This is a genomic window from Corynebacterium sp. c25Ua_89 (genome assembly GCF_047459735.1).
Classification (GTDB): Bacteria; Actinomycetota; Actinomycetes; order Mycobacteriales; family Mycobacteriaceae; genus Corynebacterium; species Corynebacterium simulans.
Genome location: NZ_JASBOD010000002.1, coordinates 224,938 through 238,169, shown reverse-complemented (window position 1 = coordinate 238,169; position 13,232 = coordinate 224,938). Strand labels below are relative to the sequence as shown.

At 59.4% G+C, this 13,232-nt stretch carries 12 protein-coding genes and 1 pseudogene; 4 read left to right on the top strand and 9 right to left on the bottom strand.

What is annotated here, in order from left to right:
• Positions 1 to 6 precede the first annotated feature (6 nt).
• Both mtr and QKB66_RS03925 read right to left on the bottom strand, forming a co-directional pair.
• Positions 7 to 1,398, bottom strand: a complete 1,392-nt coding sequence (gene mtr / locus QKB66_RS03930; RefSeq protein ID WP_248091650.1) for a mycothione reductase — start codon at positions 1,396 to 1,398, stop codon at positions 7 to 9.
• Positions 1,399 to 1,454: 56 nt separating this feature from the next.
• The gene (locus QKB66_RS03925) at positions 1,455 to 2,489 is read right to left on the bottom strand and encodes an alpha/beta hydrolase (RefSeq protein WP_414252740.1); all 1,035 of its coding nucleotides are present in this window, start codon (positions 2,487 to 2,489) and stop codon (positions 1,455 to 1,457) included.
• Positions 2,490 to 2,806: 317 nt separating this feature from the next.
• Between QKB66_RS03925 and mqo the strand changes: the two genes are divergently transcribed.
• The gene (gene mqo / locus QKB66_RS03920) at positions 2,807 to 4,309 is read left to right on the top strand and encodes a malate dehydrogenase (quinone) (protein WP_414252739.1); all 1,503 of its coding nucleotides are present in this window, start codon (positions 2,807 to 2,809) and stop codon (positions 4,307 to 4,309) included.
• A 9-nt stretch (positions 4,310 to 4,318) separates the two neighbouring features.
• Here mqo and QKB66_RS03915 read toward each other — a convergent pair whose 3' ends face one another.
• Positions 4,319 to 5,653 (bottom strand): protein adenylyltransferase SelO family protein, encoded by a 1,335-nt coding sequence (locus tag QKB66_RS03915; protein WP_414252738.1) that lies wholly within the window; start codon positions 5,651 to 5,653, stop codon positions 4,319 to 4,321.
• Between the two features lie 2 nt (positions 5,654 to 5,655).
• Positions 5,656 to 6,471 (bottom strand): PhzF family phenazine biosynthesis protein, encoded by an 816-nt coding sequence (locus QKB66_RS03910; protein WP_414252737.1) that lies wholly within the window; start codon positions 6,469 to 6,471, stop codon positions 5,656 to 5,658.
• Positions 6,472 to 6,527: 56 nt separating this feature from the next.
• Here QKB66_RS03910 and QKB66_RS03905 point away from each other — a divergent pair, with 56 nt between their 5' ends.
• A complete protein-coding gene (locus QKB66_RS03905; protein ID WP_414252736.1) occupies positions 6,528 to 7,835 on the top strand; it encodes a DUF4921 family protein in 1,308 nt (435 codons plus the stop codon).
• A gap of 17 nt (positions 7,836 to 7,852) precedes the next feature.
• Here the strand turns inward: QKB66_RS03905 and yaaA are convergent, their stop codons facing one another.
• Positions 7,853 to 8,593 (bottom strand): peroxide stress protein YaaA, encoded by a 741-nt coding sequence (gene yaaA / locus QKB66_RS03900; protein ID WP_414252735.1) that lies wholly within the window; start codon positions 8,591 to 8,593, stop codon positions 7,853 to 7,855.
• Positions 8,594 to 8,624: 31 nt separating this feature from the next.
• Here yaaA and QKB66_RS03895 point away from each other — a divergent pair, with 31 nt between their 5' ends.
• The gene (locus tag QKB66_RS03895) at positions 8,625 to 10,394 is read left to right on the top strand and encodes a proline--tRNA ligase (RefSeq protein ID WP_414252734.1); all 1,770 of its coding nucleotides are present in this window, start codon (positions 8,625 to 8,627) and stop codon (positions 10,392 to 10,394) included.
• A gap of 456 nt (positions 10,395 to 10,850) precedes the next feature.
• Here the strand turns inward: QKB66_RS03895 and QKB66_RS03890 are convergent, their stop codons facing one another.
• On the bottom strand, positions 10,851 to 11,186 hold the full coding sequence (locus tag QKB66_RS03890; RefSeq protein WP_414252733.1) for a transglycosylase family protein: 336 nt from the start codon (positions 11,184 to 11,186) through the stop codon (positions 10,851 to 10,853).
• Between the two features lie 208 nt (positions 11,187 to 11,394).
• On the opposite strand from QKB66_RS03890, the gene QKB66_RS03885 reads away from it, so the two are divergent.
• Positions 11,395 to 11,772: a hypothetical protein gene (locus tag QKB66_RS03885; protein WP_414252732.1), complete on the top strand. Its 378-nt coding sequence runs from the start codon at positions 11,395 to 11,397 to the stop codon at positions 11,770 to 11,772.
• On the opposite strand, the pseudogene QKB66_RS03880 reads toward QKB66_RS03885, so the two are convergent.
• From QKB66_RS03880 to QKB66_RS03870, 3 genes and pseudogenes are all read right to left on the bottom strand, one after another.
• Positions 11,741 to 12,055, bottom strand: a pseudogene (locus QKB66_RS03880) (MMPL family transporter); the annotation flags it as partial. The gene QKB66_RS03885 and the pseudogene QKB66_RS03880 overlap by 32 nt on opposite strands.
• Positions 11,983 to 12,204 (bottom strand): hypothetical protein, encoded by a 222-nt coding sequence (locus QKB66_RS03875; protein ID WP_414252731.1) that lies wholly within the window; start codon positions 12,202 to 12,204, stop codon positions 11,983 to 11,985. The pseudogene QKB66_RS03880 and the gene QKB66_RS03875, both read right to left, overlap by 73 nt.
• A 136-nt stretch (positions 12,205 to 12,340) precedes the next feature.
• Entirely contained in the window at positions 12,341 to 13,228 is an 888-nt protein-coding gene (locus QKB66_RS03870; RefSeq protein WP_414252730.1) for a DUF4439 domain-containing protein, read from the bottom strand.
• Positions 13,229 to 13,232 lie beyond the last annotated feature (4 nt).

Genomic DNA, 13,232 nt, shown 5'->3' with positions numbered 1-13,232 from the left:
AGTCATTTACCAGTTTAATCCAAGGACTGCGTTTTCTACGAGCTCTGGCAGAGCTGGATGAATCCAGTATTGCTTCCGAGCAAATGTGCGCATGTCAACGTCGTAAACCATGGCGGTGATGAGTTGCTGGATTAGCGTCGATGCTTGGGGTCCCATTAGGTGTGCGCCTAGTAGGCGGCCGGTTTCTTTGCAAGCGATTAGCTTACAAATTCCTGAATTATCTTCCATGGCCCATCCATAGGCAACATCCCCGTAGTTCTGAACCTTAACGGTAATGTTGTACCCCTGTTCGAGGGCTGCTTCCTCCGTTAGACCAACGCTCGCGATCTGCGGATGGGTGAAAACAGCCGCCGGGACGTGCTCATGCGGCATAGCCTGAAGCTCCTCAGGGTGAAGGAGGTTGTGCTGCACCGCGCGCATCTCTGCATTCGCAACGTGCTTGAGCATGTAGGGAGACGAGACGTCGCCAAGCGCCCAAACGCCCTCCACGGAGGTGCGGCCAAACTCGTCGACCTTGATGCGTCCGTCCTCACGGACCTCAATGCCTGCCTTGTCCAAGTCCATCAAGTCGCCGTTTGGTTTGCGGCCCGTTGCCACCAAGATTGCCTCGGCCTCAACTGTGGAACCATCCTCCAGCGTCAGCGCTACACCTCCCGCAGTCTTCTCCAATTTCTGGGCATTCGCGATGCGGACATCGAAGCGCTCACGGGCGAGCTTGTTGAAGCGCTCCACAATGTCGTGGTCCAAGTGGCGCAGGAGCTTCTCAGAACGGTTGACCACCGTGACCTTCGTACCAAGACCATCGAAGACGTGGGCAAACTCCATGGCAATGTAGCCGCCGCCCACGATAATCAGGCTCTCCGGCTGCTTAGGCATGCGCATGATGTTTTCGTTCGTATAGAACTTCACGCCGGAATCCTTGTATACCGCAGGAATAGATGGGCGAGAGCCCGCCGCAATGACGACCTGCTCGCCAGTAATGACTTCATCGCCCACCGCAATTGCCTTGGGGCCTAAGAACGTGGCGTGCTTGTCAAAGACCGTAATATTCGGCGTCTCATCGCCGCGCCGGTAGGCCTCGCCGCCCTCGGCAATCTTGTCGATGCGGTTGACGAAGACGCGCTCAATAATGGATTCCCAGTCCACATTATTTACCTGCGCATCAATTCCCAGGCGCTTTCCCTCTTTCGCTGCGTGCGCCAAGTCGGCTGCGTAGACGTACATCTTCGTCGGAATGCAACCCACGTTCAAGCAAGTGCCGCCAAAGGTTCCTTCCTCGACGATTGCGATCTTCTTATCCTCGAAATCTTCCGAAGGAATCGAGTTGCCGGAACCGGTACCGATAATGATCAGGTCGAAGTGTTCAGCGCCCGGGAAAGTGGAATCTTGCGAAGTCATTTTTCTCCTTATTATTTAGGAAACGTTTTAGGGTGCGTTTATTCAGTTTGTTTTAGCTAGGGCTCAAGTATGCCCGGCAACCATTCATCGACTACGTGGAAGGCCTCGTTGCGGATCGGCTCCCGAGACAAGAACACGTCATGGCGCGCGCCCTCAATCGGGTGCAACGTGTAGTGCGTGCCCAGTTCCTTGGCCCAGCGCTGCGTTTGCTTGACATCAATTACCGCGTCCACGTAGTTGATTTCCTCCGAATACGGTGCGGTGAAATTCGACTTGGTGGACGTCAGCGTCAGGATTGGCACACCGACATCGATGCGGCCGGAGTGGATGGCGTCGAATGCCTTAAACACCGCGCGGATCCATCCCATATATTTCTTGTGGCCCGCCAGGGGCTTCTTCTCAAGGTCATAGTTCCACTCGCCATAGCGGCTGGAATGGATGGAATCACCGAATGCTGTGAGATTGCCGCCGTAAAGCGGGAGAGTGGGGGCGAGCTTGCCTAAAGCGAAGATGGCTGGTTTGAGCGCCGTGTAAGCCGGCTTCGGCACACCCATCATGTCAAGCCATGGGCTATTGAGGATAAGCCCTGCAATGCGGTTATGGCGCTGCTCGTCGCGACGGCGCAACTGGTCAAGCCACAGCGGAAGGATGCAACCTGCGGTGGAGTGGCCCAAGAACACGACCTTGTCCTGCGGGAGGGCGTCGAGTGCCGCGTTTAAGTCCACAAAGTAATGGTGCATGTCCGTGGTGTAATGCCACTTCTGGTTCGGCTTCCGGGAGCGGCCGCACTTGCGAAGATCGAGGGCGTAGAACGCGTAACTCTTCTCGTGGAAGTGCTTTGCCACGTGCGCCTGGAAGAAGTAGTCGGTCATGCCGTGAACCCACACGACGGCGACCCGGCTATCTAACCCGGTGTGCTCGGCGTCTTGTCGGTCCGTGGCTTCGTCGGCGTCGTTCGCGGTGCCTGTATAGCGAATCAAGGTGGCCTCGACTTCGCCTTCGCCGTCGGGGTCGGCGCCTAGGGGCAAGGTCGCGGCTTGGAAACCCGTGCCCAAAATGTCTTGTTTCCATTGCAGAGTTGACTCAGTCATATGCACAGTCTAGGCAAAGTGGGGTGATACGGACTGTGAAAAACGGACATTTTCCCGGTTGAAGAATCCCAATTTCTACATTAAGGGCGTATGGTGGTTTGGTAATGCGTGACGCGTCCCTTGTTATGTGCCGTTGTCAGCGACAAAGGATTAGGGCAGTTGCCTGGCCTTTGCGTGACCAAAGCCGCCGCAGGCTTTGTCCTCCTGATAGTGGAATGTAAAAGGTAGGCGAGAACGTAAGACACTAAAGGCTCTTGTTCACCAGCGAGAGCTTTGTCCAGGAGCAATAACTTTCAATCTGAAGAGGTAATAGCAAGGTGTCCTCCGACAAGAAGACAGCACAAGTTGTAGATGAGGTAGATGTAGCCCTCGTAGGCGCCGGTATCATGAGCGCCACCCTGGGCGCTATGCTCCGCGAGCTGGAGCCAAGCTGGACCCAGATGGTCTTCGAGCGCCTCGATGGACCTGCTCTGGAGTCCTCCTCCCCATGGAACAACGCTGGTACCGGCCACTCTGCGCTGTGCGAGCTGAACTACACCCCAGAAAAGAACGGTCGCATCGACATTTCTAAGGCTCTGGGCATTAATGAGAAGTTCCAGGTTTCTCGCCAGTTTTGGTCTCACCAGCTCAACAACGGCATCCTGACCGACCCGAAGGCATTCATCAACCCGGTCCCACACGTGTCCTTCGCACAGGGCTCCATCCAGGTTGATTACCTGAAGCGCCGCTTCGAGGCCCTCAAGGACAACCACATGTTCCCGAACATGCAGTTCTCCGACGACGACGCAGTATTCCAGGAGAAGCTGCCGCTGATGTCCGAAGGCCGCGACTTCAACTCCAAGAAGGTTGCAATTTCTTGGACCGAGGCAGGCACCGACGTAAACTTCGGTGCACTGACCAAGCAGTTCTTCACCGCTGCAAAGGCGTCCGGCACCGAGATCCGTTACGGCCACGAGGTCATTGACATCAAGCGCGACGGCTCCACCTGGAAGGTTTACGCCAAGAACCTGCACACCGGTGACTACTCCGTGGTCCGCGCGAAGTTCGTCTTCGTTGGTGCTGGCGGATACGCACTCGATCTGCTGCGCAAAGCAGGCGTCCGCGAGGTCTCCGGCTTCGCTGGCTTCCCAGTTTCCGGCCTGTGGCTGCGTTCCAAGAACCCTGAGCTGGTCAAGCAGCATCACGCGAAGGTGTACGGCAAGGCTGCCGTCGGCGCTCCTCCGATGTCTGTTCCGCACCTTGACACACGCGTCATCGACGGCGAAGAGGGCCTCCTGTTCGGCCCATACGGTGGCTGGTCTCCGAAGTTCCTGAAGAAGGGCTCCTACCTCGACCTCTTCAAGTCCATCCGCCCGGACAACATTCCTTCCTACCTCGGCGTTGCCGTGCAGGAGTTCGGCCTGACCCAGTACCTGGTTTCCGAGGTTCTCAAGGACTTCGACAAGCGCGTCGAGGCGCTGAAGGAATACGTTCCTTCCGCAGACCCAGCAGACTGGGAGACCGTCATCGCCGGCCAGCGCGTTCAGGTCATCAAGCCGGCCGCTGCACCGCACTTCGGCTCCCTCGAGTTCGGCACCACCCTCATTAACAACCCAGAGGGCAACATCGCCGGCCTACTCGGCGCTTCCCCGGGCGCTTCTATCACCCCGGCCGTCATGATCGAGCTGCTTGAGCGTTGCTTCGGCGAGAACATGATCCATTGGGGCGACAAGATCCAGGAAATGATTCCTTCCTACGGCATCAAGCTGGCCAAGGATAAGAAGCTCTACGACGAGATGTGGGACTACACTCAGAAGACCCTCAAGCTCGACGAGAAGTAAAAACTTCGCCTAAGTTCCGCAGTACGTCCGGTAGCCCTCAGGGTTGCCGGGCGTTTCGTATTTGGCGTTGGGCGCAAATGGGCGAGTAATGGCGTCCAAGAACTCGTGGAAGGCGTCCATGTCGAGCAGTGCTTCCTCCACGTTGTGTGGGCGCGGGATGATCCGCGGAACAGTACTGTTCTTCGGGCCGCCGGGCGGATTCGTTGGCTGCGTACCGTGCAGCTTCTCCCACAGCTCTAGGTTGGCCAGCGTGAAGTCCGGCTGCTTTTCTGCCAGCTCGGTGAAATATTCGCTGCGGAGATCGGCGTTCGTCCTGGCTTGGCCTTTGGCATCGGTGCTGATGCCAAAGCGCTTGACGAAGTCGCTCTCAAGTTGAGCAGCGAAGCGTTCGTGGTAGCTGTTGATGGTTTCTTGAGCGAAGTTGATGGCCTGGTTGGGGGAGGCGTCGAAAAGCGGCAACATACTCTCCGCCAGACGCGCGAAGTTCCAGCCCAGGATGTCGGGCTGGTGCCCAAAGCGGTAACGGCCGCGGGTGTCGATGGAGCTAAAACAAGTATCAGGATCGTAGGTCTCCATGAAGGCGCACGGTCCGTAGTCGATGGTCTCGCCAGACAGGGTGGTGTTGTCCGTGTTCATCACGCCATGGATGAAACCTACGTGCTGCCAGGCCGCGACCGTAGCAATCTGGGCGTCGAGGGCGCGGGTAAACAGCTCCTTGTAGCTCGCGCCAGGGTAATGCCGGGCGATCGTGAAATCCGCCAGCTGCTGTAGCTGGCCTGTTTGCGCCGCGTAGTGGAAAGAACCGATGCGGATGTGGCTGGCAGCTACTCGCACCAAGATGCCGGCTTCTTCCTCCACCTGGCGCTGGATGCGCCGGCCGGTAGAAAGGACCGCTAGCGAGCGTGTCGTCGGAATGCCCAGCGCGTGCATCGCCTCCGAGAACAGGTACTCGCGCAACATAGAACGGACTGTTCCGCGCCCGTCAGCCCCAGGGCGCGAGTAGGGGGTAGGGCCAGTTCCCTTCGCATGAAGATCGCGCAGGCCATCCGGAGTCTCGATTTCCCCCAGTAGTAAGGCGCGGCCGTCGCCCATGCGCGGATTGAATTGACCGAATTGGTATCCGGCATAGGCCATCGCGTGTGCCGGGCTATCCTCGCTGCGCCCGCAAAGGAAATCGACTCCAGCGGGGCTGCGCAGCCACTCTGGGTCGATGCCCAGCTCCGTAGCTAGATCCTCGTTCAAGATGAGCAGGCGGGGCGCAGGTTGCTGCTCGCCGCGGCTTTCCCGCGCCATGCCGGGAAGGCGCTTAGCAAAGGTGTGGTGCAGTTCGAAGGGAAGTGACATGCCTAAACCTCCAAGCTTCCGCGAACTCGTACGTGGACGTTTCCACCGACCCAGACATTAGCGCCGTCGTCAGTAATGTGCACCAAACCGTTCCTGCCAAGCTGGCTGCCCTGCCGTGCGGTGTAACTAGCCGGTACCAGGCCCCGCTTGCGCATGAATTGGGCTGCTGCGCCATTGAGAGAGCCTGTGACTGGGTCTTCGAAACCAGGGGTAAAAGCCCGTATCTCGTAGAGCGGTTGACCTGCTTGTTGCGGGGACTCAAGTCCCACGACACCGACCTTGATGCCGCGCGCGTTGTTGGGCTGCAGTGTGCGGACCGCGGCGGCGTCGCGAAGCTGCACCAGGCGCCAGCCGGGGCCGTTGTCTGCCCATGCGGCGTCGTAGATTTCAGTCTCATCGATGCCGAGTGCTGCGGCGGACTCGCTCAGCTCGGCCGCGCTCAATGGCCCAGATTTGTAAAGCGCGGGGGTGGCAAAGGAAAAGACTTCCCTTTCTTCCTTGATATCTACCAGCCCAACGCCGCATTCCTGAACGAGGTCGCCTGTATGCCCGGTGAGCTCGCAGAACACCCGTGCTGTGCCCAACGTGGGGTGACCTGCGAAAGCGAATTCTTCGTGCGGCGTGAAGATACGCACCCGGTAGTCAGCGTCTGCGGTAGTAGGGTGCAACAGGAACGTCGTCTCCGAGAAGTTGATCCAGTTAGCAATGCGCTGCATCTGCTCGGTCGAAAGCTCATCCGCCCCGGCGATGACAGCTAGGGGATTGCCGCTAAAGGCCGTGGTGGCGAAGACATCGACTTCGAAGTAATCAAGGTGCATGGCCACCAGCTTACGAGCCCGCGCAAGCCGCCATGCCGCGGTCTATCCTATGGAACATGAGCGAAGCACTTTTTAGCCGCATCGAGCCAATTCAAGTAATGGCGGATGGCACCGTCAAACAGGTCAATCCCTTCTCCGGAACCGAGGTATGGACCGTTCCAGGCCGCGGGAATCGTCCGTTTGCGCATGCCGCCTCTAGTTCCCAACCGCTGGCTGCCGATGCCGCGCGAAACACCTGTGCTTTTTGTTCTTCGCGCAAGCTGGAAACCCCGCCTGAGAAGTCACGCATCTTAGCCTCTGGCGAGATAGTTCGTGGGGTTGCGCCAGATTCGTTGGATGCAACCCAGCCTGCTTTTAGGCGCGTACCGAACCTCTTTGAGATCGTCTCCTTCGACTACTGGAAGGCCAACTACGAGTATGAGATGGACGCGGAGACTAAAGAGAGGATGGAGGGCTACATTGCGAATCCTGTAGGCCGCGAGCACGTTCTAAACATCGTGCGGACGAAGCTCAGGGCGGCCGGTCGAGATGCGGACCTAGGGGAGCAGGAACTGCTTACACACGCCGGCTGCTTTTTCGGTGGCGGTCACGATGTCATCATTAGCGCCCGCCACTTTGTAGAAGGAGCTACTGACGATTCGCAGTTGGCCTCATCTGGCACGCTCAGCCCCGACGAACACTTCCTCTTTACTTCCTTCACCGTAGACTCCATGCGTGACCTTTACGAGCGCAACCGTTACGCCGACTATGTGGTGGCCTTCCAGAACTGGCTGGCGCCAGCCGGGGCTTCCTTTGACCATCTACACAAGCAGCTGGTGGCCATTGATGACCTCAGCATGTCGGCCGCGCATGAAAATGACATCCTGCGCGCGCATCCCAACATGTACAACGACTGGGCCGTAGGCTACGCGGCGCAGCACAACCTGGTGATTGCAGAAAACGATTATGCGGTGCTATTCGCCGGCTTTGGCCACCGCTATCCCACGCTGGAGATCTTCTCCAAGTCCGAGCACTGCGAGCCGTGGAAGCAAACGCCTGGGGAAATCCGCGGAATGTCTGACCTTATCCACGCGGCCCATGTGGCAGTTGGCCCCGATGTGGCCTGTAATGAGGAATGGCACCACAAGGCGCCATCGGTCGACCTCGCGCAGCCGTGGCGAGCGATGATCAAACTGCGCGTGTCCACGCTGGCCGGCTTTGAGGGCGGGACCAAGATTTATATCAACACCATCTCGCCGTGGGGATTGCGCGACCGCATCGTTGATTCGCTGTACCGCCTGCGCGAGCGAGGCAAGCTTGCCTCCGGGATTGCGATTGCCACCGAATGCAGCCTAGAGCGCAATAGCCTGCGCTATAACAGCTAATTTGCCGGTGTTCGGTCCTAGGAGTCAAGCACGAGCACCAATTCTGGGGCGCGCTCGCTGCCGCGGATTTCCGTCTCCCACTCGGGGAAGCTTGCGGCGGCTGCGGAAAACTCCTCGAAGGTGGTTGGAAGCACCGGCTGGCTGAGCACGTGGCGGGCGAGTAGGCCCTTGTAGTGCTTGTTGAAGTGAGAGATGACCTTGTGCGAGCCATCAGGCTGAACCGATTCCACGCGAACCGTGGCCGCCGTCTTGAGCTTGCCCAGCTGCTGGTAGGTGCCAGAGCGCATATCGACCACCAGCTCATGGGCCGCGACTTCCTCCAAGGCCTCAGTGATCGCCTTACCCCACCAAGACTTCATAGTGTTTCCACTCAGCTTCGTTCCGCCGGAGAGACGATAATGCGGAATCAGATCATCGGCGCGGACGATGCCGAACAAGGCGGAGCCGATGGCTAGGTGGGAACGAGCGGCGTCGGAAAGCGTGGCGGCATCCAGCGCGTCATAAAGCACACCCGTATACCGTTCGATGGCCGGCAGGGTAGGAGAGCTATAAATTACCTGGTTGGCCTCGGCCTCCCCGCGGAGCTTTTCCGAGAGCTTTAGCTGAATCATCGCCTCATCCACCTCGAGAGAGGCAAGCGCCTGCGCGATCTCCTGGCGCGCCGGGTTCAGCGAGGGGAAGGACAATGCTCCGAAGTCGAGCGGGGCACCGGTGCCGCCGGGGGCTTTCGTCTCAGAAGGAGGGAGGAGAATGAGCATAGCTAAATACTAGCGGGGTAGAGTGCTAGGCATGATTACTCGCCTTTCGAATCTCTTCCTTCGCACCTTGCGCGAAGATCCGGCAGATGCCGAAGTAACCAGCCACAAGCTCCTCGTTCGTGCAGGCTACGTCCGCCGCGCCGCGCCGGGCGTTTACACCTGGCTGCCACTCGGCCTGCGCACCCTGTCCAAGATTGAAGACATCGTGCGCGAGGAGATGAACGCAATCGACGGCCAGGAGATGCTCTTCCCGGCCCTTTTGCCGCGTGAGCCGTATGAGCAGACCCAGCGCTGGACCGAGTACGGCGATAACCTCTTCCGCCTGAAGGACCGCAAGGGCGCAGACATGCTGCTCGGCCCGACGCACGAGGAGATGTTCGCCTCGGCGGTAAAAGACATGTACTCCTCTTATAAGGACTTCCCGGTTACCCTGTACCAAATCCAGACCAAGTACCGCGATGAGGAGCGTCCGCGTGCGGGCATCCTCCGCGGCCGCGAGTTTGTGATGAAGGATTCCTACTCCTTCGACATGAGCGACGACGGCCTGGACGAGTCCTACCAGCGCCACCGCAAGGCTTACCAGAACATCTTCAACCGTCTGAAGATTGATTACGCCATCTGCAAGGCAACCTCTGGTGCCATGGGAGGTTCCGCGTCCGAGGAATTTCTGGCTGTCTCTCCGGCAGGTGAGGACACCTTCGTACGCGCCACGGAGGGCGAGTACGCGGCTAACGTTGAGGCCGTGGTTACTCCTGTGCCGGAAGAAAAAGCAATTGAAGGCCAGGCAGAGGCGAAGGTTTACCAGACGCCTGATGCAGCGACCATTGACTCTTTGGTGCAGTGGGCTAACTCTGAAGGCATCGAGGTTGAAGGCCGTGCGGTGGAAGCCGCTGACACCCTGAAGTGCATGGTTCTCAAGGTGGCACAGCCTGCGGCAAGCGAGGAAGAAAAGGAATGGCAGCTAGCTGCTGTTCTGATTCCGGGCGACCGCGAGCTAGACGAAAAGCGCCTTGAGGCCTCCCTTGAGCCTGCCGAGTATGAGCTGGCCGGTGACGAGGACTTCAAGAAGAACCCATTCCTGGTTCGCGGCTACGTGGGCCCGCGTTCTCTCAATGCTAATGAGGTCAAGGTCTACGCTGACCCGCGCGTGGTAACGGGCTCTTCCTGGATTACTGGTGCTGATGAGGCTAACCACCACGTGGTGGGCTGTATTGCTGGCCGCGACTTCGAGGTTGACGAGTTCATCGAGGCCGCCGAGGTCAAGGAAGGCGATCCGGCACCGAACGGCATGGGCACCCTGACCCTGGAGCGCGGCATCGAGCTGGGCCACATCTTCCAGCTGGGCCGCAAGTACACCGAGGCATTCGATGTTCAGATCCTGGATGAGAACGGCAAGCGTGCGGTTCCGACCATGGGCTCCTACGGCATCGGTATCTCCCGCATGATGGCTGTCTTGGCCGAGCAGATGGCTGACGAGAAGGGCCTGCGTTGGCCGGTTGAAGTTGCTCCTTTCCAGGTGCACGTGGCTGTGGCGAACAAGGACGCCGCTGCGCTTGAGGCAGGGCAGAAGCTGGTCGAGGACCTGGATGCTGCTGGCATCGAGGTTCTCTTTGATGACCGTCCGAAGGTTTCCCCGGGCGTGAAGTTCAAGGACGCTGAGCTGCTGGGTATGCCGTTCATCGCCATCCTTGGCCGCTCGTTTGCCGATGGCATCATCGAGCTGCGCATCCGTGGTGGCGAGACGCTTGAGGTGCCGGCTGAGCAGATCGTGGACAAGCTCTTGGAGCTCGTGCGCGGTTGAGGCGAGCCGTTAGGGTGCGCTGTTGGCGCGTGCTGTTAAGGGCACGCTGTTAAGACGCAGGTACCGCTGTATGTAAATAGGGCTTCCAATCTTGTGATTTGGGGGCCTTATTTGCATATATAGGTACCTGGCAGCTGGGTCTAACCGGCTGCGCGGGTTCGCGGGGCGTTTCCGCGTGGGGTGGTGCGGTTTGTGGGGGGCGGTGCGAGGGGTTGAGGCGAGCCGTTAGAAGGTGAGTACCGCTCTGTGTAAATAGGGCAGCTGTTTGCCGTGTATCAGGCGGCCTATTTGCACACAGAAGTACGTTGATGGGGGATGCAAAGCGGTCCGTTGATGGGGGATGCAAAGCACATACGTTGCTGGGGATGCAAAGCGTTGGGTCGCTGTGGATACGCGAAGGCCCTGCCCCTCTCGGCTTGAGGGGGGCAGGGCCTTATGGCACATATGAGTGTGGCTTTAGTAGCCGCCTACCGGGCCACCACAGTTTGGCCAAGCGCCGGCGCCCTGGGTAGCCAGGACCTGCTCGGCAACAGCAATCTGCTGCTCCTTAGTTGCCTGGTCAGCGGTTGGGGCGTACTGCTGGCCGCCGAAGCTGCTCCAGGTCTGTGCATTGAACTGCAGGCCACCGTAGTAGCCGTTGCCCGTGTTGATCTGCCAGTTACCACCGGACTCGCATGCTGCAACCTGGTCCCATGCGGAGGCCGGGGCAGCGTTTGCTGCAGGTTGCACCAGTGCGGCAACGCCCATTGCAGCGGCAGCGGACAGGGTTGCAAGCTTCTTCTTTGAACGCATTGAGAAAGTTCTCCTTCTCTTTGTGTCATTAAAGGAACATCCACGCGGTATCTCCGGTGTGTCCATGACCAACCAACGTAAAAGCGGTGGGAGGGCCCTCGCAATGAAATGCGTCGTAGAGTTTGCTGTTCATTGTCTGGCCGCTACTCAGTAAGCTTTAAGTGGCTGTGAGCTCGGTGGAGAAAGCTCGGCGTTGTAGAGTCAGGGCATGGCTATTGATTGGAAGCGTGCCCGTGCCCTTACGTTTGGCTCTGTGATGCTAAGCATGGGCACGTTGCACTTTGTGAAGAAGGAAGAATTTGAATCCATCGTGCCGCCGCGTCTGCCAGGCGGTGCGCGGTTTTATAACTATGCATCAGGTATCTGGGAGCTGGCCACCGGTGCAGCAGTAATGAATGAGCGCACACGTTCCGTCGGCGGCTGGTCCGCAGTAGCGCTGTTGCTCGCGGTATGGCCCGCCAATATGTATCACGCCCGTAAGGATTGGAATCAATCCTCCACGGGCGTAGGTAAGAAGCTCTATCACGTGCTGCGTCAGCCAGCACAGTTGCTGATTATTCGCGAGGCGTTGCAGCTTGTGAGCTAGCGCTGTTCGTAGCAGCTCGCTTTAGGTGTGCGGGCCACCAGAACTTCTCGCCGAGGATCTGGACCAAGGCCGGTACCAAGACGGTGCGCACGATGAGTGTATCGAGCAGAACACCGATGAAGACGATGATGCCGAGCTACGCCAGGACTACCAGCGGCAGCACGCTCAATGCGGCGAAGACTGCCGCGAGCAGGATGCCAGCGGAGGTAATCACGCCGCCCGTTGCGGACAACGCGCTAAGGATGCCGCGGCGGGTATCGGCTCGGGCATCCTCGCGGCCGCGGATTCTTCGTCAGCTAGCTGGGAGTCGGGGTCGCCTACCAGTACAGAGCCCTCGCTGCGGGTGCCGGCGTGCTCACCGAAGTGCTCGCGCAGCTGGGTGACCTTGTCGGCGTTTTCGGTAGAGGTCCCGGCCGTTACCCGGACTGGCACGATGGCTGAGTTGCCGTCCTTGCTAGGGATGAGCGGGCCATCTAAAGTGGCGTATTTTCTGGTGAGACACCCTGGCCATTGTAAAAGCCCAGCCTTAAGGCGGGGCCCGAAGATTTGTTTAGGGATTCACGCTTTTCTATAAACCGTGGGATTGGGCAGCAACGGCGATGAGCCAGTTGCGCCAGGCCACGCGTTCCTCGCCCTCGGCAGTGGGGGCGGCGGCTTGTGACGCGGCAGAAGACCACTCGAGGGAGTCATTCCACCCCAGGTGGTCGACGAAAGCCTGGGCGGAAGCGGCGTCGCTAGGCAGCGGCATTTCCTCAGGCGTTGGCTCGTAAGCGGGAGCCGGTTGGGGGACTTCGCCAAGCGGAGCGAGTGACTTTTGCAGCGCTGCGATGCGTTTTTCGTGCATCTCGAGGCGGTCATCGATGTTTTCTTCCATCGACGGCGCGGCGTAGGAGCGGGCGAAGTCCAGGCCGTAGACCTGCTCGTATTCCCATTCCAGAAGCTCTCGGGCGCGGGCGGCTTCGCTGGGATCAAGCTCCGGGGACTCCGGCAGCTGGGAAGGCTCCCACGCGTCCAAGATGATGGCCTGGTTGGTCACCAGCGCGCGGGACTCCGCGCTGACCTCGCTCAGGGCGTCGCGGGTATGCACCGCGGCTTGGTCCATGACTTCGATGACATCAATATTTTCTGCGGCCGGCTCTTGGTCGGCGGCCTGCGGGTCGCGCTGGACCTCGCAGGAGCGCGGGGCAGCGCCTTTCTCGTTGCGGCCGCAAAGCCGCTCGACCTCGGCATAAAGGGCGTCGGCCTGCTCGGAGCGCAACTGCGAAGCGTGGGGATCGACCGCAGCGAGCTGCTGCGCGTCCGCGTCGGCGCTGCGGCCTAAGCCCACGAGTGCCTCATCGGGACGGGGGCCAAAGTAGTCGACGATGGAGTCGACGGCTTGGCATCCGCTCAGCGCGGGCGCGAGTGCGCCAAGGGCGGTAAGCGTTGCGATGGGGGCTAGGGCACGGCGGTTCACGCAA

What these genes read in the sequence shown, in the direction of transcription:
- mtr (WP_248091650.1), bottom strand. Translation starts at nt 1,398, where the DNA reads ATGACTTCGCAAGATTCCACTTTCCCGGGCGCTGAACACTTCGACCTG.
- QKB66_RS03925 (WP_414252740.1), bottom strand. Translation starts at nt 2,489, where the DNA reads ATGACTGAGTCAACTCTGCAATGGAAACAAGACATTTTGGGCACGGGT.
- QKB66_RS03915 (WP_414252738.1), bottom strand. Translation starts at nt 5,653, where the DNA reads ATGTCACTTCCCTTCGAACTGCACCACACCTTTGCTAAGCGCCTTCCC.
- QKB66_RS03910 (WP_414252737.1), bottom strand. Translation starts at nt 6,471, where the DNA reads ATGCACCTTGATTACTTCGAAGTCGATGTCTTCGCCACCACGGCCTTT.
- QKB66_RS03905 (WP_414252736.1), top strand. Translation starts at nt 6,528, where the DNA reads ATGAGCGAAGCACTTTTTAGCCGCATCGAGCCAATTCAAGTAATGGCG.
- yaaA (WP_414252735.1), bottom strand. Translation starts at nt 8,593, where the DNA reads ATGCTCATTCTCCTCCCTCCTTCTGAGACGAAAGCCCCCGGCGGCACC.
- QKB66_RS03895 (WP_414252734.1), top strand. Translation starts at nt 8,625, where the DNA reads ATGATTACTCGCCTTTCGAATCTCTTCCTTCGCACCTTGCGCGAAGAT.
- QKB66_RS03890 (WP_414252733.1), bottom strand. Translation starts at nt 11,186, where the DNA reads ATGCGTTCAAAGAAGAAGCTTGCAACCCTGTCCGCTGCCGCTGCAATG.
- QKB66_RS03885 (WP_414252732.1), top strand. Translation starts at nt 11,395, where the DNA reads ATGGCTATTGATTGGAAGCGTGCCCGTGCCCTTACGTTTGGCTCTGTG.